The following is a 17806-nucleotide window of genomic DNA, read 5'->3' as shown; positions in this document are numbered from 1 at the left end:
GGAGTTGTGCATGGACGACGAGAAGGATCACCAGCCTCCAGAACCCACCAAGCTGACCCAGTCCAAAGAGCGCTGGGTCAGTGAGGGGCGCTATCTGACAGGCCGTATTTCACGGCCCGAAGAGGAGCGTTTACCGCCCGGTCAGCATCTGGTCAAGAACTGGCCCATACTGGATCTGGGCGTCAGGCCCACCGTTACTCGGGAGCGTTGGCAGCTAAACGTAATCGGCGCAGTGAAAAACCCACAGAATTGGAACTGGGATGCCTTCATGGCGCAACCCCAGTCTCGATTAGTCAGCGATATTCACTGTGTAACCAGCTGGTCTCGCTACGACAATCAATGGCAGGGCGTAACCACACAGGACCTGCTGGATCGTGTACAGCCGCACCCGGACGCGCGTTTTGTACTGCTCTACTCCAACGACGGGTATACCACCAACCTGACGCTGGAGGATTTCGCAGCTCAGGGTGCCCTGCTTGCCCACTCCTGGGAAGGCAATCCCCTCTCAACCGAGCACGGCGGGCCGGTACGCCTGATCGTACCCCACCTGTACTTCTGGAAAAGTGCCAAGTGGATCAGGCGAATCCAGTTTCGGGTCAGCGATGTGCCCGGCTATTGGGAAGAGCGCGGGTATCACAATCGTGGTGATCCCTGGCAGGAAGAACGTTATTCCGACGATGAGTGATGCCTTCAGGCATCACTCACTCTTGTTTTCATCAAGGGAAGTTGCCCTGTAATGCCCTTTCCAAATCGTCAGGCTTGAACGGCTTGGCCAGAACCGGCCGATTTTTCCACTCTTCCGGCAACCCGTAGGCCCCATAACCAGTAGAGAACATAAAGGGGATGTCGCGCGCGGCCAGCTGCTCGGCAATCGGAAAAATTTCACGCCCACCTACATTTACATCCAGAATGGCCAGATCGAAGGTTTCTGAGCTGGCCAGCCGCATGCCTTCATCAAAATCAGCCGCGCTACCTGCCACGTCGTAGCCAAGCTCATCCAGGATATCTTCCAGCAGCATGGCGATCAGTGTTTCGTCTTCGACAAGCAGGACACGTTTACGGGTAGTGGTCAAACGAAGCTTCCTTTGGGCCTGACCTGCAGGCACAACAGCGGGATGGATAAGTGACATTCGAGGCCTTGCGGTACGAATGTGGTTACGACGCGCCCTTTCAGTTCACGCGTAATGCTGCGATCGATCAGGCGAGAGCCAAAGCCTTTGGTCTGGGGAGCCTCGACAGTGGGACCGTCGCGCTCCAGCCAATGGAGTTCCAGGCAATCATGCCCCGTATGTTCATCTTTACCGACATACCACTCCAGCTGCAAGCGCCCTTCCGGGACGGAGAGTGCACCGTATTTTGCGGCATTGGTGATAAGTTCATGAAAGACCATGGCCAAGGCCAGTGCTTCTCGAGGCTCAAGCGCATAATCACTGCCAAAAAGCGCAATGCGGTCAGACTTTTCCTGCTCAGTATAAGGTGCAATCTCCTGCTCGATTACCGCTCGGAGTTGAGCCCCTTGCCATTGCTCATGGGTCAGCAGGTCGTGGGCCTTGCTCAAGGCCAGCAAACGGGCATCGAATGTTTCGCGGAATCGAGACTCGGCATTTGCGCTACGCAGGCTATAGGTTGCAATGGACTGCACCGTCATCAGCGTATTTTTCACCCGGTGGTTCAACTCGTTGATAAGCTCACGCTGCTGAGCCTCCGCCTTCTTGTGGCGGCTGATATCCACACACATGTTGACGGCGCCAGTGATTTCACCTTGCGCGTTACGCAAGGGGGACGGGTACGCCGCGAATGGAACACGCGAGCCATCCTGCCGCAGAATAAAGCCCTCTCCACCTTGTATGGCCTTACCTTCGCTAAGTACTTCAGCCATGAAGCATTCATCATGGTTCAGCTCACGACCATCCGGCCACTGCATTTTCCACGAGCCACACCACTGGGCCTGGCCCAAGCGGGGACGATAGCCCCAAAGCTCCACTGCGGCTTCGTTGTAAAAGGTCAGGTAACCCTTCGCGTCGGTGGTGTAAACGGCCACGGCAAGCCCATCGAGCAGCTCACTCAAATGCCGCTCGCTTTCGCGCAAGGCTTGCTCGTCTTTTATCCGCTGGGTGATGTTATGGGTCACGGCCAAGTGAACTCTACGACCATCCGGCAGGCGCAGCGGAACCGCATGGGTTTCCATGTTTACCCAGGAGCCAGCCAAGCCAATGATGTCGTAGGTCCAGCTGAGCTGCTCACCATTACACACGCGCAGGTGATTCGCGATCCATATCTCCCGATGCTCGGGCACGATGAGATCGAATACGCAAGCCCCCTGTACCGCTTCAAGGCAGTCGGCCTCAATCATGGCAAGGCCGGCCCCGTTCATCTGCATCAGCGAGCCGTCTTCGGTTACGATCTTGATGCACTCGGGCGTTGCATCAACGATAGCTTGAAGAAAAGCCTGACTTTCCTGCAATTTCCGCTCGCTTTCCTTGCGCTCGGTAATATCCTGAAAGCAGTTGATGGCACCTTTGATCTGCCCGATCTCGTCAAAAATCGGCGAAATATTGATCAGTGCCCAATGCTCCTGCCCCGCCAGGCTCTGAACTCGCAACTCATGATTGCGCACCGGAGCACCGGTGCGCAGCACGCTGGCCATGGGCGACTCTTCGGGTTGCATCACACGTCCGTCGACATGAAAAATTCGATCGATCCCGATGTAGTAGGTTTCGCCAGGGACAAGCTCCCGCCCCCAGAATTCTGCTGCCTTGCGGTTATAACGAACAATGGCGCCCGTTGCGTCACAGACGAACGCAGCGGCCGGTAGAAGCTCGAACACCATATCGTTCAAGACATCTGACGACAGCGATGGCATAGGAACGGGATCAAGGGAAGAGGCTTCCAGCGTGCAGTTCATAATCCAGGAGGTGCTCAACAAGCCGGCCATAAAAGGTCGGTATTTTACAGTTTTGTGCCTTGAGCGCGTCATGCCCGCCTCGACAAACGGTCATTAATCGATCAAAGGGTTACCGCCTCGTCGGAGCAAGCGAACCGATTTGCCATTTTCTGCTTCAAACATGGCGTATTGATGTTGAGGCCGTTATGCAAGCTAAGCAATTTTCCCTGGCAGACTGGCACCGCATACTTTTCGGCGAAACACCTTGGACGTTTCTGATAGAAGTAGTCATTCGGGCTGGGCTGACTTATGTTCTGATCATGATGGCCATGCGACTCCTGGGACGACGCGTGGCCTCCCAATATACCCTCTTCGAACTCTCCGTAGTCGTTACCCTGGCCGGTGCGATTGGTGTACCACTACAGTCTCAAGAGCGCGGAATGTTACCGCCTCTGATCATCATGGCAGGCGTCATTATCTTCCAACGAGTGACTGCACGCCTGACCATGCGCCATCCCAAGGTAAACCATGCTGTCTCGGGCAGTGTGATGACTGCCATCACCAATGGGCGACTGGAACTGGATGTCTTGCGAAAGACTGTCCTGTCTCGGGAAAAAATCTTTGCACTACTGCGCATGCGCAACATTCAGCACCTGGGCCAGCTCAGCCGCGTCTATATCGAGCCTTCCGGCTCCATTTCCATCGTACTGACTGACCAGCCCTGCCCTGGGCTTTCTATTATTCCGGAGATCGACACCGAGTTGCGGGAAGCAGTAGCCAGCCGGGACCATTTTTCCTGTACGAGCTGCGGGTACACACTCAAGACTCAGCAAGAACCGCAATGTGCCTGCGAATACTGTAAGGCTGAGCGCTGGATGCCAGCCGCTGTAGAGCTGGAGGACTGAATGCTGAACATTACATCCTGGGATTGGCACCGTATTCTGCTGGGCGATACGCAGTGGTCGTTCATGATTGAGGTGGTGCTGCGTACCGGTGTGATCTACCTGCTTCTGCTCATGATGATGCGCATGATGGGCCGCCGTGTCGCCGCTCAACTCAGCATCTCGGAACTGGCCGTCATGATTACGCTGGGTGCGGCGATTGGTGTGCCCCTGCAGACACCGGAAAAAGGCATCCTGCCTGCTGCGGTCCTCTTGCTGACGGCTCTGATTTTTCAGCGAGGCCTGTCGTTTCTTTCGTTCAAGAGACGCTCGGTAGAAGTGGCGACCCAGGGGGACTCAACCATTCTCGTCAAGGATGGCCGTCTGGTCATCGATAACATGGTCAAGGCCCGCCTCTCACCCGAGCGTATTCACTCGGAGCTGCGCGCGCAGAATATCCAGCATCTGGGCGAGGTTCGCCGTGTCTACCTGGAGTCATCCGGCCACTTCAGCCTGATTAAATACCGTACGCCGCACTATGGACTCTGGCTGCTGCCAACGCCAGACGATGAAATGAGTGAGCGTATCCAGGTCAATAGCCACTATGCCTGCTCACGATGCGGTCACGTAACGGAGTGCAACCCTGCGCCTGAAGATCAGGAGTGCGACTGCTGCGGCAACAAGGAATGGCTACCCGCTGTGAGGCGTCTAGGAGTAAAGATGCAGGAGAAAGAAGACGATCAGAAAGCATCGGAGTAATCCTACCGCACGCCAGACAATAATAATTGTGGAGAACTTTCAAACGTGCGCAGCCTTCTACTTCTCATAGGTGGTCGACAGCCCTACTGGGTGTGATCTTAACCATACGCAACAGGGCCTCCCCATCATGAAAGATTATGAGCAGATATTTGACCAACCTGAGTCCATTACGGGTGCCAGCGCAGCCGATGAGCTGGATTGCGTTATCGTGGGTGCAGGGCCAGCGGGCCTTACAGCTGCCATCTACCTGGCACGCTTTCACCGCAAGACGCTGATCGTCGACGACGGTGCCAGTCGTGCCGCCTTGATTCCCCTTTCTCATAACTATCCTGGCTTTCCACCCGGCATTTCGGGCAAAGGTCTGCTGGAGCGTTTGCGGGAGCAGGCAACGACCTATGGTGCTCGTTTCGAAAATGCCCGAGTCGATGACATTCAACAGCGCCCAGAAGGTTTCGAAGTATTCTTCAATGGCCAGAGCGTGTTGACGCGTCGCGTATTGCTGGCCACCGGTATAAAGGATGAATTGCCCGATATGCCTAGTGTGTACGAGGCCATTGCAGCATCTTCCGTGCGCCTGTGCTCAATCTGTGATGGCTACGAGATCAATGGTGATAATGTGGCGGTGTATGGCGAGGCAGAATGTGCCATCTCACACGCTGTATTCCTGCGCACGTTTACGAATCGGGTGACCGTTGTCGTACACGGAGAGCCAAAGGCCTGTGAGGAAGCGTTTGCTCTGGCCGAACATTATGACATTCGCCTGATCAGTGATCGCGTTGAAGGCATCCGCCTGCTGGAAGACCAGCAGGTAGAACTCAGGACCTGCAAGGGCGAGATCCATCGGTTCGACATCGTTTACCCGTCTTTGGGCTCCAGAGTCCGTTCCGAGCTGGCCATACGCCTGGGCGCCGAAGCCGACGATACGGGAGCATTAATTGTTGATGAACACCTGCGTACTTCCATTCCAGGCCTGTATGCCGCAGGCGATGTCATCAAATCACTCAAGCAGATCAGCGTAGCGACCGGCCACGCTGCACTCTGCTCGACAGCCATTCACAACAGTCTTGAGACCAATCCCTGGACAGCGCGGAACGCGGCCCCGACACAGTAAGCATGCAACAAAAAGGGCCAACCGTATGGTTGGCCCTCGATACAACAGAATACTTACTTCTTGGCAGTTTCACCGGCTTCGGAGCGCGCCATGAACGCCATGGTGACTTCCGGCAGATGCTCTCTCACCCACTCGGCCATGGCAATTTCCTGCGGCAGGATCTGCTCGCACACTCGCTTGGTTTCAAGATCGCCAGCCGCTTCGGCGGCAGAGATCAGCACGGTGTACATGGCGATCTCGACGTTCTCAAAGACATAACTGGCCATGGACCCCTTGACCACTTCGTCAGTCATGAACATGCCGCCCATCGCCTGCCCCATGGCCATGAACTTACCGGTAAAGTCCTTCATGGTGGAGGGGCTGGTCCCCAGACGGGTCAGGCAGCCTTCGATCAGCTGAAGCTGGGACTGGGTTTCTTCGATGTGCTGCTGAATACGGGCGGAGAGCTTAGGATAATTCTCAAGACGTTCCAGCTGGCCCTTCAGCATTTTGTCTGCCTGCTGTTCCATGCCATGGGCATCTTTGAGCCAGTCGATCAGATGTTCTTGACGAGTAGTCATGTCTCTTCACCTTTTGGTCAGGGTAGAAGTTAGTTAAGCGAAGCGAACTTTCCAACTTACGCGGCTAAATCCGAAATACATAAGCGGCTGTTATTACTTAAAGTTTTACAACTCTTGTATTAAATAATGCACAACGCCTTAGTTTCTTCGCTATCCACTTCTGTTTAGTCAACTGCCCTTCTCACAAAGTTCTCGCCAACCATCGCATTATGACCGACTGAAAAATACATACCCACAGACATAATACCTTCAAATCCCATTCTAGAGCGCTCTGTTAGCAATGAAGCGCCATATGTCTATAGCGAGACGACTGAATTTATACAAGATTTATACAACAGCCTAGTCGACTCTTGAGTCATAAGTGGACTAATCAGATCTAAAAATAAAGTTTCCTCAAAGTACATTCCACTGGTCAGTTATTTTGTGGCAAGAGGAATGCTATGACGCCTCAAGAGTCCATCCTCAGGTGCCACTATTGTGTGCAACCGTGACTATTACTGACGAGGCGATAAAGGGAATTAACCCTCTCCCGAAGCGATTAAACCTGGGGGACAAGATGGATACATTTGCTGGACTTCTGGATATGAAAGGCACGCCGCTGGATAAGCAGCGGTTTACCTGGCGTGAAATGGCCACTCGGCCGATCAGCAAGTTGGATGACGATGCGACGACTCGCATCCGCATCATTCTCATGAACGGCATTGAAACCGAGGCCCTTCGGCTCAAGCATATCGGCGCGCGATTCCACAAGGAGCTGCAACCTCATCTGGCCCATATCCGCCGCGTAGAGCAGCATCAGGCTACCGCCATCAACTGGCTGATCTCAGGTGACCACTCCCCGCTGGAAACGACCATTGCCTACGAGCAGGTGGCTATTGAAGTTACGGCGGCAGTCGCCCAGAACGAGCCTGACCCCTACCAGGCACAGTCATACCGCTTCGGACTTCTGGAAGACTTCGATCACCTGTATCGCTACTCGGCCATGTATGACCGACTGGAGGGCAAGGATCCGAACAATATCCTGCAAGGGTACACGGACATCATTCCGGGTCGTCCGACCAGCCAGCACCACCGGAATCCCAGTGACGATGTACGTGACAGCTATGACAAAACTACCGCGCAGCTGATCACTAAGATCCATGCGGCGATGATTACCAGCTCGGAATACCAGACTCACGATTATTACATGAATATCGGCAACACGTTTGCCGATCCGGTTGCACGCGCGCTGTATGCGGAAATCGCTTCGGTTGAAGAGCAGCATGTGACCCAATATGAGTCCCTCATGGATGCCAGCGAAACCTTCATGGAAAAGTGGCTGGTTCATGAGGCGATGGAAGTGTATGCCTACGCGAGTTGTGCCGAACAGGAAGAGAACCCGCGCATCAAGGCCCTGTGGGAGCGCTTCCTGGATTACGAACTGGGCCACCTGGAATTTGCCTGTGACCTGTTCAAGAAATACGAGCGTCGCGATCCGGCTGAAGTGCTGGTTGGCGAGCTGCCCAAAATGCGCCCCTTGAAGCGCAACCGCGATTTTGTACGCGAGACCCTTTCGAAAGAAATCGACCTGCGCGCCCACGGCATCCATTACGTACCAAAAGAACAGGAAGACAGGGCTTCTCAGGATTACCGCAACCACCTGAACTCAGAAGGTATCCCTTCGGATATGGCCTCGGCAGGTTATATCTGGACACCCGGCACCGAACTCTTCCGTAAACCTTGAGGACTCGCCATGACTACTTCTGCACCCATGGGGTTGAATCGCACCGGCGCACAAATGTCCCCCGAGGACACCAAAAGACAAATTGAGGCTACTGAGCAGTTCCGCCAGGATATCCCCCCAGGCGATGCCTCGCGCATTACTGAAGAGCGCGTCAAGTTCATTCGTGAGCATGAAGCTATTGATGAGCAGGTCGGCTCCGTTCCTCCACCTGGCTCGGTGAAAGGCGTACTGAAAACCGGCCTGGACAAAATGATGGGTAAAAACCCTGAATTGCTTCTCGACAAGCTGGGCGAGCGCCTGGCCTACGAGCGCACCGGGGTTCGTCTGTATGAAGCCTTCATTGCCAAGGTCGCCGCAGCACCGGATGCTCGTCCGGAACTGCTGGAAACGCTCAGGACTATCCAGCAGCAGGAAGCCGAGCACATGCAGCTGCTACGTGAGTCCATCGAAACACTGGGTGCGGACCCTACTGCCATGACGCCCTGCGCCCATGTCTCTGGCACCATGGCTCAGGGGATTATCCAGGTATTGACCGATCCCAGAACCAACATGGCGCAATGCCTTAATGCCATGCTGACCATCGAGCTGACAGACAATGCTGCATGGGAGTTGCTAATCGAGCTGGCTCGCCAGGCGAACCATCCCAATATTGCTTCCAGCTTCGAGGTGCCTATGCGCCATGAGGAAGAGCACCTCGTCAAGATCAAGACGATGTTGAGTGACGAACTCAAGGCCCAGCTCAGCTGATTGAGTATTGTCCTAACAGAAGGCCCGCATAATGCGGGCCTTTTGTTTGGTCTCAGGAATACGGTGTAACAGGTAGGGCTCGCTTATGATGCGAACCGCTGTAGTATTTGAAAATAACCTGATAGGCATGGTCACTGACCTTCTTGCCTTCAAGGAAATCATCGATTTCGGCGTAGCTAATGCCAAACGCCTCTTCGTCCGGCTTACCGGGCGACAGTGATTCCAGATCCGCCGTGGGAACCTTGTGCACAAGATTGTCAGGCGCACCCAGGTATTCGCAAATCATGCGTACACGGCGCTTGTTCAACCCATGCAGCGGAGTCAGGTCGCAGGCACCGTCGCCAAACTTCGTGTAGAACCCCATCAGTGCTTCAGCACCATGGTCAGTCCCGATGACCAGCCCCTTGCGGGCACCCGCCACCGCATACTGAGCAATCATGCGCTGACGCGCCTTTACATTGCCCATAACGAAATCCTGCTGCCCTTCATCACGAAAGGCCAGCTTGCTGTCCTGCAAGCCCTGCAGCATCCCGTCGGTAGCCGGCTTGATATTCACGGTCAGCACCTCGTCCGCCTGAATGAAGCCTAATGCGCGCTGGGCATCTTCTTCATCCTTCTGCACGCCATAGGGCAGCCGCATGGCAATGAAGCGGGCGTTGTGACCTTCACTACGAGCCTGCTCGACGGCCAACTGGGCGAGACGGCCGGCAGTCGAGGAATCTACCCCTCCGCTAATGCCCAGCACATAGGCTTCCATGCCGGTCCTGATCAGGTAATCCTTGAGAAACTTGATACGCAGCTCGGCCTCACGCTGGGCATCGAATTCGGTGGGTATTTCGAGTGCCTTGATAATGTCACGCTGAATGGATTCGTAATCGTCTGACATGCGTTTAGCCTCTCTCTCCGCGTAATAGTCGTGCATGGAATAATGGAATATTCGTCAAACTGTAGACGGCTGCTGCCAATTGCACGTCCTCCCGGCCACCAAAGAACCGCTCGGTTCGGGAGAAGACTACCAGCTCGCCCTGATAACGAAAGCCCCAGCCAAAGCATACGGTGCCAGGGGGTATTCCATCTACTCCATCCGGGCCTGCAAGCCCCGTGTTAGAGATGGCGACCGCTGCATCACTGTCATGCAGGGCACCGATGGCCATTTCCCGCGCCACCTCTTCACTGGTCAGGTTGAACGTATCGATCGTGTACGGGTGAACGCCCAGCAAACGCTGCTTGGCAGCAGGAGAATAAACGACATAACCGGCATCAAGACAGGATCCACTGCCTGGAATTTCAGACAGCAGGTGAATGACCCGCCCTGCCGTGCAGGACTCGGCTGTCACCAGCAGCATGTCGTACTCTTTCAAATAATCGAGAACCGGTTGGATATCTGACCTCATGGATGCTCCCACGAAACGAAGTGCGCATTTCCGTTATGAAAGGCAGCCGCCGCGCAAGTTCGATTGGAAAGAGCTTACGTACCGTCAGGTGCGCTTCAAATCGTCAGGCACATCCACGTCACGATAGATGCCGGGATCACTGCACTCTACCCAGCGTAGCTCACCTTGCCCAAACAGCCCTCGCCCGCCACGGTCGCCCGTGAGCGCACACAACGCCTTGAAGTAACGACGGCCAAACGCCACCGGATTGCCGGCCACCGGGTTGCCGGCCACCGGAGTGCCGACCACCAGAGTACCGTCTGGAGAATTACTGGATGCTGGTGAAACGCTGTTCTTTAGAGAGCAGAACGGCACGGCAATCACGTCCTCTGACACCGCCTCGGCTATCTGGCGGAACGTCTCCGGCTGTACAAACGGCATGTCGCCCAAGGCGATCAACCAGCCTCGATGATTTGGCTCGGCCGCAATCGCCTGCGCCAGTGTTTCGCCCATCCCTTGGGTTTGTACGGCCAGTACGTCAAAGCCTTCGCGTCTGGCGAGAGCCGCCACCTCTCCATTATCCGGTCGGGTCACGACCACCCGCCGCTGCCCGATACCCTTGAGGTTGCGCAAAGTTTGCTGAAGCACGAGGGTCGACTCGCCTACCCCAGTTTCATACCTGGCCAGCAGCTTGTCAGTCCCGGCCTGGGCGCGAAAGCGACTGCCCTGCCCGGCCGCCATCACGATCACGCACAGCGAATCAGCCACGTCAGGCCACTTGATCGACAACAGGCTTGGGCTGTTTCTTTTGCGTCAGCGCAACACCATTTTTTACAGCGATCACTTCGGCCAGCAGTGAAACAGCAATCTCGGCCGGCGTATGGCTACCGATATGCAGGCCAATAGGGCCGTGCAAGCGATCGATTTCATCCTCGCTCAAATCAAACAAGGCCAAGCGTTCCCGACGCTTGCGACTGTTACCCAACGAGCCCAGCGCGCCGACATAGAAAGCCGAGGACTTGAGCGCGGTTAGAAGCGCCATGTCATCCAGACGCGGATCGTGAGTCAGCGCCACGATCGCCGTCCGCTCATCAGGAACAATGGAAAGCACCGCATCGTCTGGCATACCCGGGACGAAACGCGCCTTTGAAGTCTCCCAGCCGTGGTTGAATTCCTGCCGCGGATCGCAGATCAACACGTCGAAATCCAGCATATGAGCCATTTCGGAAACGTAGCGGGACAGCTGACCTGCGCCAATCAACAGCAATCGCCAACGCGGTCCATAGACGACACGCAAGGTCTGCCCATCCAAATGCAGGGCGTCGTCCGCCTGCGCCGGAAATAACTGAACGGCTCCGGTGCCAAGCTCAAGCTGCCGGGCCACCAGCTCGTGATTGTCACAGCGGCTCAGTAGTTCGGCAATCCACTGTGGATCACCTAAAGGCTCCTGCACCAAACGCAGCGTTCCGCCACAGGGAAGCCCGAACCGAGCGGCCTCCTCCTGCGTCACACCGTAGGTGATGAGTTCTATTCCAGTTTCGGGAATCCGGCCATCATGCATGCGTGCAATCAGATCATCTTCGATGCAGCCACCAGAAACCGAGCCGGCAGCACGACCATCGTCCCGCAGAGCCAACATGGCACCCGGTGGACGCGGGGAGCTTCCCCAGGTCTGAACCACCGTAAACAACACAACGCGATGCCCTTCCCGACGCCAAGCCAAGGCGCTGCGCAACACGCTCGAATCCACACTATCCATTCAATTCACTCAATCGGTAAGCCAGGAGGCCATGCGCTGCCAGTGTATAGCAGGCGCGCTTTGCCTCGACAGTCACGGGTAGAGCCTTTGAAACGTATCTGGTTCCCCGTCCGTCATGGCGCTTTGGAACCTCGGACGCAGCGGCCAACTCAAAACTGGAAAGCACACACCTGGAGGTAACCGGTATGCCACGTTCGATTTGGAAAGGCGCCGTCAGTTTTGGATTGGTCAATATTCCGGTTTCCCTGGTATCCGCCACCTCCAGCCATGGAATCGATTTCGACTGGCTGGACAAGCGCAGCATGGACCCGGTGGGCTACAAGCGCGTCAACAAGAATACGGGCAAAGAGGTCTCCCGGGAAAACATCGTCAAAGGTATCGAGCACGAAAAAGGCGAGTATGTCGTGCTTAGCGACGAGGAGATTCACAACGCCCTGCCGGAAGCCACCCAGACGATCGACATTCTGGCGTTTGTCGAGGCCAGCGAGATTTCCATCCTGCACTTCGAAAAGCCCTATTTTCTATCTCCTGAGAAACACAGCGAGAAGGTATACATCCTTTTGCGAGAGACACTCAAACGCACCGGCAAGGTTGGCGTAGCCAACGTCGTGATGCACACCAAGCAGCACCTTGCTGTGATCATGCCCTTGGGCGATACGCTCGTGCTCAACACCTTGCGCTGGGCCAACGAGGTTCGCTCAGCCGAGGACGTGGGCCTTGAAGACCTGGACGCCAAGGTGTCCAAGCGCGAGATCGACATGGCCGAGCGCCTGGTTGAAGACATGACCGAGTCGTGGGATCCAGAGCAATACCATGACACCTTCGAAGACAACGTCATGAAGCTGGTTGAGCGCAAGGTACGTGAGGGCAAGCTCGAAACGCTTGAAGCGCCTGAACAGGAAGCACCCAAACGTACGGCCGATGTCATTGACCTTACCGAGCTGCTCAAACGTAGCCTGAGAGGCACACGCACGCCGCCCGAGAGCGACGAAGAAAAAGCCCAACCCCCCAAGGCAAAGCCAAAGCGCACCAGCACCACCCGACGTTCGTCAGGTACCGCCTCACCCAAAGGCCGTAAATCAGCCAAATAAGGAACCCGGCCATGGCGAACCCGCTGAGCGAGTACTCCCGTAAGCGAAACTTCAAGGTGACTGCAGAGCCTGAAGGCAATGCGCCCCATACGCGCACCTCGCCCGAAGCGCTACAGTTCGTCATTCAGAAACATGATGCACGCCGGCTGCATTATGACTTTCGTTTGGAGCTGGACGGCACCTTGAAGAGTTGGGCCATTCCCAAAGGTCCCAGCTATGACCCCAAGGAAAAGCGCCTGGCTGTTCACGTTGAAGATCATCCGATCGAATACGGCACCTTTGAGGGCAGCATTCCAGAAGGCGAATACGGTGGCGGAGACGTCATCGTCTGGGATCGTGGCATTTGGATACCCCATGGCGATGCAGCTACCGATTATGCGGCGGGCAAGCTCAAGTTCGAGCTGCAAGGCGAAAAGCTCAAGGGCAACTGGACGCTGGTGCGCACGCGCCTGCATGGCAACGGCAAAAAAGAGCAGTGGCTGCTGATCAAGGAAAAAGACGATGACGCCAAACCTCATAGCGAATATGACGTAACCGAGGCTCTACCTGACAGCGTACTGAGCGAGAAGACTTTACCGCGACTGGGCAAAGCAGCGGCGCCTGTTGCTAAGGCAGCGGAGCCAGCAAAACCCAGGCGGGCCCGTACCACGGCGGCAAAGGCAACATCTTCCGCTGCGCCTTTGGCACTGCCTGAAGTGGTCGAAGCCCAACTGGCCACGCTGGTCGACGCGCCCCCAGCAGGCGATTGGCTCTATGAGATCAAGTTTGACGGGTATCGCCTGTTGACCCGTATTAATGATGGCAAGGTCAGCTTTATCACACGCAACGGCAAAGACTGGACCCATCGTCTGCCAGAACAGGCAAAGGCTCTCTCAACACTTGGCCTGGATAATGGTTGGCTTGATGGCGAAATTATCGTACTCGACGACAATGGCGTCTCTGATTTCCAGGCCCTGCAAAACGCTTTCGATACCGGCCGAAACACCACCATCCTCTACTACCTGTTCGATATGCCGTTCTGTAACGGTACGGACCTGCGCAGTTATCCACTCGAAGAACGTCGTCGTGCTCTCAAAGCCGTACTGGATACCACCCAGTCTTACGTCATACGGTATTCGGAAGCCTTCGACGTACCCGCCAACAAGATACTGGAAAGTGCCTGCGCCATTGGCCTGGAAGGCGTCATTGGAAAACGTGCTGGCAGCCCGTATACCTCCAGGCGCAGCAACGACTGGATCAAGCTTAAGTGCAAGCGCCGGCAGGAGTTCGTCATTGGCGGCTATACCCAACCCCAGGGAGCAAGAAGTCATTTTGGCGCGCTGCTGATCGGCCTGCATGACAAGGACGGCTCACTACGCTTTGCAGGAAAGATCGGAACGGGATTTACCCGGGAAAGCCTGGCTGCACTCCATGAGCATATGCAGCCCTACACAACTGACACCTCCCCCTTTAAGAACCCGCCTCGGGGTGCTCAAGCCCGCGGCGTTACATGGCTCAAGCCGGAATTACTGTGTGAAGTAGCGTTTGCAGCTATCACCAACGACGGAATTGTACGCCAGGGTGTTTTCCATGGGTTGCGGCAAGACAAGCCGGCTCAGGATATTGGGCTCGAACAGGCGCAGGTCGTCCCGCGTAAGGCTTCGTCCCTTGCGCCAAAGAAAGCGTTAGCCTTAACGAAAAAAGAGGGTGCTGAAGTCGCAGGCGTGCGCATCAGCCACCCAGAGCGCGTTATCGATCCGTCTTCAAAAACCACCAAGCTAGACGTCGCAGAGTACTATGAGCGTATTGCGCCATGGATGTTGCCACACTTAAAAAACCGGCCGGTTGCCTTGGTACGGACTCCTGAAGGCATCAAAGGCGAACAGATATTCCAGAAGCACAAGCAAACCCTGGCAATCCCGCATATCCGCGAATTGGACCCGGCTCTGGATCCAGGCCATGCACCGCTTATGGTGATTGATAGCCTTGAGGCACTGCTGGGCGCTGCGCAGATGGGCACAGTCGAACTGCATACCTGGAACGCCAGGGCTGACCAGATCGGTAAACCGGATCGCATGATCTTCGATCTTGATCCTGATCCCAAACTGCCCTGGAAACAGATGCTGGAGGCAACGGAGCTGTTGCTGACCCTACTGGATGAGCTGGGCTTCAAAGCCTTTATCAAGACCAGTGGCGGCAAGGGCCTGCACATTGTTGTTCCTCTGCAACGCAGAGATGACTGGGATAGCGTGAAAGACTTTGCACAGGCCATTGCTCAGCATATGGCGGCGGTTATTCCAGAGCGCTTCTCCGCCAAGATGGGCGCGCAGAACAGAGTCGGCAAGATCTTTATCGATTACCTGCGCAATCGCGAAGGTGCTACTACGGTATCGGCCTATTCGCTACGGGCACGCCCAGGTCTAGGCGTATCGGTCCCTATAGGCCGTGAGGAGCTGAAAACACTTGAACGAGGCGACCAGTGGACACTGGAAACGCTGTTCGACCATTTGGATCATCGGCAAGATGATCCTTGGGCAGATTACGCAACCGTGCGCCAGAGGATTACCGCTGCGCAGCGAAAAACGTTAGGTATGGAGTAAATGATTCGCCTGTACTGTTGATGTGCCTCAAAAGCGCCCAATATCAGTTCGGCATTATGCGAGGTAGTGGCCTCGCACGAGGAACAGCGATATGACGACGCTCAATACCCGCACCCTGGAGGAAAAAAGCGCCTCTGCGCAGGAGTGGGCCGCCTGGCCCCGATTTGCCGGAATTCCGGAAGTTGATGCCAATCATTTGGTCCCGCCAGGTCGACGGGCCGTAATCATTGCGCCTCATTCGGATGACGAAATTCTGGGCTGTGGCGGCTTGTTGGCCCAGCTTGCCGAGCTGGGGCGCAAAGTTCTTTTAGTCAGCGTAACACGGGGTGAATACAAGCAAGGACTGGGCAGCCAACCGGTTTTCCATGTACCTACCCTGCCGGAAAGTCGTGAAGCCAGCCGACGGCTGTGCCTGGAGTCCGTAGACATCTGCCGGCTGGACTTTTCCGACGGCATCGCCAGCAATGAAGAACAACGGCTTAGCGAACAACTGGCGGCACTCATCAAGTCGACCGATACGGTGTTCACCGCCTGGCGCGAGGATGGTCATGCCGATCACGAAGCGACAGGCCGTGCCGCCAGCTTTGCCTGTGTAGTCACAGGGGCTCGCTGTATTGAAGTCCCGCTTTGGGCATGGCAATGGCTCCGTCCGGGTGATGACCGCTTTCCCTGGGAGCGGGCTCGACGGCTGCCGCTGGATGAGTCCAGTCTTGCCGCTAAGCGCTATGCTGTCGAGGCATTCAACACAGCCAACGGCCCGGCGCCAGAGCCTATCCTGCCATCCCATGTATTGTCGCGCCTGTTTCGGCCTTGGGAGATCTTTCTGGTTTGAGCACTACCGGTTACGGTCAAGCAACTGCATGCGAGGCAAGGCGAAATGCCAACGGATCGCGGCAAGGCGAATAAGAAGCACCACTAGCATCCCAACGCCTGTGACTAGCTCTGCCGGCAGCGCCAGGCGGTTCAACCCGATATATACCAGCGAGCCGAGAATACAGGGTGTAGCGTAGATCTCCTTATGAAAGATCAGTGGAATGTCATTGCAGATAATGTCTCGGATGACACCACCAGCCACACCGGTCATGACACCCATGATGACGGCTGTGCTTAAAGGTACCTGCTGACGCAGGGCGACTTCCGTTCCGATCACGGTAAACACTGCCAGACCAAATGCATCGGCGATCAGAAGCGCTTTTTCCGGTATCGGTCGCGTCAGACGTACCCACAGCACCGTACCTAAAGTGGCAAAGACAACCACTGCAATGTAGGTGTCGTCCCGTATCCAGCTTACCGGATGCAACCCCAGAATCACGTCTCGCAGGGTTCCGCCACCCAGTGCAGTTACCAGGGCCACTACCAGAACACCAAACAGATCCATTGCTTTGCGCCCGGCCATCAGGGCGCCGGTAATAGCGAAAACAGCAACGCCAAATAGATCGCACAGATAAAACAGCGAAACCATCGAGGGCTCCATCAGAGGGTAAAGAAGTCACCCGGCGTTGTTCCGAACTGCGCTCGAAACGCAGCGATAAAGGCTGACGGCGAATCATAGCCGCAACTCAAAGCTACCGCCGTGACACTGTCGCCCCGCTCAAGCAGGGTCAGTGCGCTTAGCAGACGCAGCTTCTGCCGCCAGGCTCTGAAGGTAAGACCGGTTTCCCGCTGAAAATGTCTACTCAGGGTTTTTTCGGAAGCCCCCAGCAGTAATGCCCACTCCGCCAGGGTGCGCTGATCATCCGGCGCTTGCTGCAAGTGTTCACACAATCGGCGCAGTCGAGCATCTGCTGGTAATGGCAGCGATAACGCCATATGAGGCGCGATTGCCAGTTGATCGATCAGCACCTCGACCAGGCGCCCTTCACCACCCTCTTCATCGTACTCGACGGGAAAGGTTGTGAACGTTCTTATCAGTTCGCGCAACAACAAACTGACGCTCAGTACCCGACACTCGGCCCCCCGGTTCGGCAATAGCTGCGGTCCTAGGTAGAGGCTGCGCATTTCAGCCTCGGCTGAAGAGCGCACCTCATGCTCCAGCCCCGCCGGAATCCACACGGCCCGCTGAGGAGGTGCGACAAAACTACCCGCGCTAGTGTGCACCGAAAGCACCCCCTTGATGGCGTAGGAGAGCTGCGCCCACGGATGACTATGCCAAGGCGTCCAGGAGCCACGTGCCAGCGACTCGGCCCGGGCATAAACCGGGCGAGGCAGCGCTTTGAGAGAAGGAATCTGCCGGCGTAATTCAGCGGATTGTCCGTTAGGCGACATTGAAAGCCTTTTTGACGTTAGTCGGAATAATCACACCACAGTAGACTGCGAAGTCAGACTCAACAACTGTTCGA

Annotated in this window: 18 protein-coding genes; 9 read left to right on the top strand and 9 right to left on the bottom strand. The window is 55.9% G+C overall.

Annotation, left to right across the window (positions count from 1 at the left end; translation table 11 throughout):
- The first annotated feature begins 10 nt into the window (after positions 1–10).
- Entirely contained in the window at positions 11–685 is a 675-nt protein-coding gene (locus tag HMPREF1487_RS17895; RefSeq protein ID WP_010798102.1) for a sulfite oxidase-like oxidoreductase, read from the top strand.
- 31 nt (positions 686–716) lie between these two features.
- Here HMPREF1487_RS17895 and HMPREF1487_RS17890 read toward each other — a convergent pair whose 3' ends face one another.
- On the bottom strand, positions 717–1073 hold the full coding sequence (locus HMPREF1487_RS17890; protein WP_037030199.1) for a response regulator: 357 nt from the start codon (positions 1071–1073) through the stop codon (positions 717–719).
- Complete coding sequence (locus HMPREF1487_RS17885) at positions 1070–2935, bottom strand: PAS domain-containing sensor histidine kinase (RefSeq protein ID WP_037030197.1); 1866 nt, start codon at positions 2933–2935, stop codon at positions 1070–1072. The genes HMPREF1487_RS17890 and HMPREF1487_RS17885 overlap by 4 nt, the downstream gene beginning before the upstream one ends.
- Positions 2936–3090: 155 nt before the next feature.
- On the opposite strand from HMPREF1487_RS17885, the gene HMPREF1487_RS17880 reads away from it, so the two are divergent.
- The 3 genes from HMPREF1487_RS17880 (at position 3091) to HMPREF1487_RS17870 (ending at position 5635) form a co-directional block, all read left to right on the top strand.
- The gene (locus HMPREF1487_RS17880; RefSeq protein ID WP_010798099.1) at positions 3091–3789 is read left to right on the top strand and encodes a DUF421 domain-containing protein; all 699 of its coding nucleotides are present in this window, start codon (positions 3091–3093) and stop codon (positions 3787–3789) included.
- Entirely contained in the window at positions 3790–4524 is a 735-nt protein-coding gene (locus HMPREF1487_RS17875; protein ID WP_010798098.1) for a DUF421 domain-containing protein, read from the top strand.
- Between the two features lie 127 nt (positions 4525–4651).
- A complete protein-coding gene (locus HMPREF1487_RS17870; protein WP_010798097.1) occupies positions 4652–5635 on the top strand; it encodes an NAD(P)/FAD-dependent oxidoreductase in 984 nt (327 codons plus the stop codon).
- 53 nt (positions 5636–5688) lie between these two features.
- Here HMPREF1487_RS17870 and HMPREF1487_RS17865 read toward each other — a convergent pair whose 3' ends face one another.
- Positions 5689–6195: a ferritin-like domain-containing protein gene (locus HMPREF1487_RS17865; protein WP_010798096.1), complete on the bottom strand. Its 507-nt coding sequence runs from the start codon at positions 6193–6195 to the stop codon at positions 5689–5691.
- A 556-nt stretch (positions 6196–6751) separates the two neighbouring features.
- Here HMPREF1487_RS17865 and HMPREF1487_RS17860 point away from each other — a divergent pair.
- Together HMPREF1487_RS17860 and HMPREF1487_RS17855 are read left to right on the top strand one after the other, a co-directional pair.
- Positions 6752–7918, top strand: coding sequence for a hypothetical protein (locus HMPREF1487_RS17860; RefSeq protein ID WP_037030193.1), 1167 nt, complete (start codon positions 6752–6754; stop codon positions 7916–7918).
- A gap of 9 nt (positions 7919–7927) precedes the next feature.
- Complete coding sequence (locus HMPREF1487_RS17855) at positions 7928–8665, top strand: ferritin-like domain-containing protein (RefSeq protein ID WP_010798094.1); 738 nt, start codon at positions 7928–7930, stop codon at positions 8663–8665.
- A gap of 52 nt (positions 8666–8717) precedes the next feature.
- Here HMPREF1487_RS17855 and nadE read toward each other — a convergent pair whose 3' ends face one another.
- From nadE to HMPREF1487_RS17835, 4 genes are all read right to left on the bottom strand, one after another.
- Positions 8718–9551, bottom strand: coding sequence for an ammonia-dependent NAD(+) synthetase (gene nadE, locus HMPREF1487_RS17850; protein WP_010798093.1), 834 nt, complete (start codon positions 9549–9551; stop codon positions 8718–8720).
- A 4-nt stretch (positions 9552–9555) separates the two neighbouring features.
- Positions 9556–10059 carry a CinA family protein gene (locus tag HMPREF1487_RS17845; protein ID WP_010798092.1) on the bottom strand — a complete coding sequence of 168 codons (504 nt, stop codon included), beginning with the start codon at positions 10057–10059 and terminating at the stop codon, positions 9556–9558.
- An 84-nt stretch (positions 10060–10143) separates the two neighbouring features.
- Positions 10144–10806, bottom strand: coding sequence for a nucleotidyltransferase family protein (locus HMPREF1487_RS17840; RefSeq protein ID WP_051370198.1), 663 nt, complete (start codon positions 10804–10806; stop codon positions 10144–10146).
- A 1-nt stretch (position 10807) separates the two neighbouring features.
- Positions 10808–11797, bottom strand: coding sequence for an XdhC family protein (locus tag HMPREF1487_RS17835; protein WP_010798090.1), 990 nt, complete (start codon positions 11795–11797; stop codon positions 10808–10810).
- Between the two features lie 185 nt (positions 11798–11982).
- Between HMPREF1487_RS17835 and HMPREF1487_RS17830 the strand changes: the two genes are divergently transcribed.
- From HMPREF1487_RS17830 to HMPREF1487_RS17820, 3 genes are all read left to right on the top strand, one after another.
- Positions 11983–12888 carry a non-homologous end joining protein Ku gene (locus tag HMPREF1487_RS17830; protein WP_010798089.1) on the top strand — a complete coding sequence of 302 codons (906 nt, stop codon included), beginning with the start codon at positions 11983–11985 and terminating at the stop codon, positions 12886–12888.
- Between the two features lie 11 nt (positions 12889–12899).
- Complete coding sequence (gene ligD, locus HMPREF1487_RS17825; RefSeq protein ID WP_010798088.1) at positions 12900–15467, top strand: DNA ligase D; 2568 nt, start codon at positions 12900–12902, stop codon at positions 15465–15467.
- A gap of 91 nt (positions 15468–15558) precedes the next feature.
- A complete protein-coding gene (locus HMPREF1487_RS17820; protein WP_010798087.1) occupies positions 15559–16299 on the top strand; it encodes a PIG-L deacetylase family protein in 741 nt (246 codons plus the stop codon).
- Positions 16300–16302: 3 nt separating this feature from the next.
- Here the strand turns inward: HMPREF1487_RS17820 and HMPREF1487_RS17815 are convergent, their stop codons facing one another.
- Entirely contained in the window at positions 16303–16929 is a 627-nt protein-coding gene (locus HMPREF1487_RS17815; RefSeq protein WP_010798086.1) for a trimeric intracellular cation channel family protein, read from the bottom strand.
- An 11-nt stretch (positions 16930–16940) separates the two neighbouring features.
- Positions 16941–17732 carry an AraC family transcriptional regulator gene (locus tag HMPREF1487_RS17810; protein WP_010798085.1) on the bottom strand — a complete coding sequence of 264 codons (792 nt, stop codon included), beginning with the start codon at positions 17730–17732 and terminating at the stop codon, positions 16941–16943.
- Between the last annotated feature and the right edge of the window lie 74 nt (positions 17733–17806).

Source organism: Pseudomonas sp. HPB0071 (genome assembly GCF_000478505.2).
Lineage (GTDB): Bacteria > Pseudomonadota > Gammaproteobacteria > Pseudomonadales > Pseudomonadaceae > Chryseomonas > Chryseomonas luteola.
Note: the sequence above shows the minus strand (reverse complement) of the source record. Positions and strands in the feature narration are given on the sequence as shown.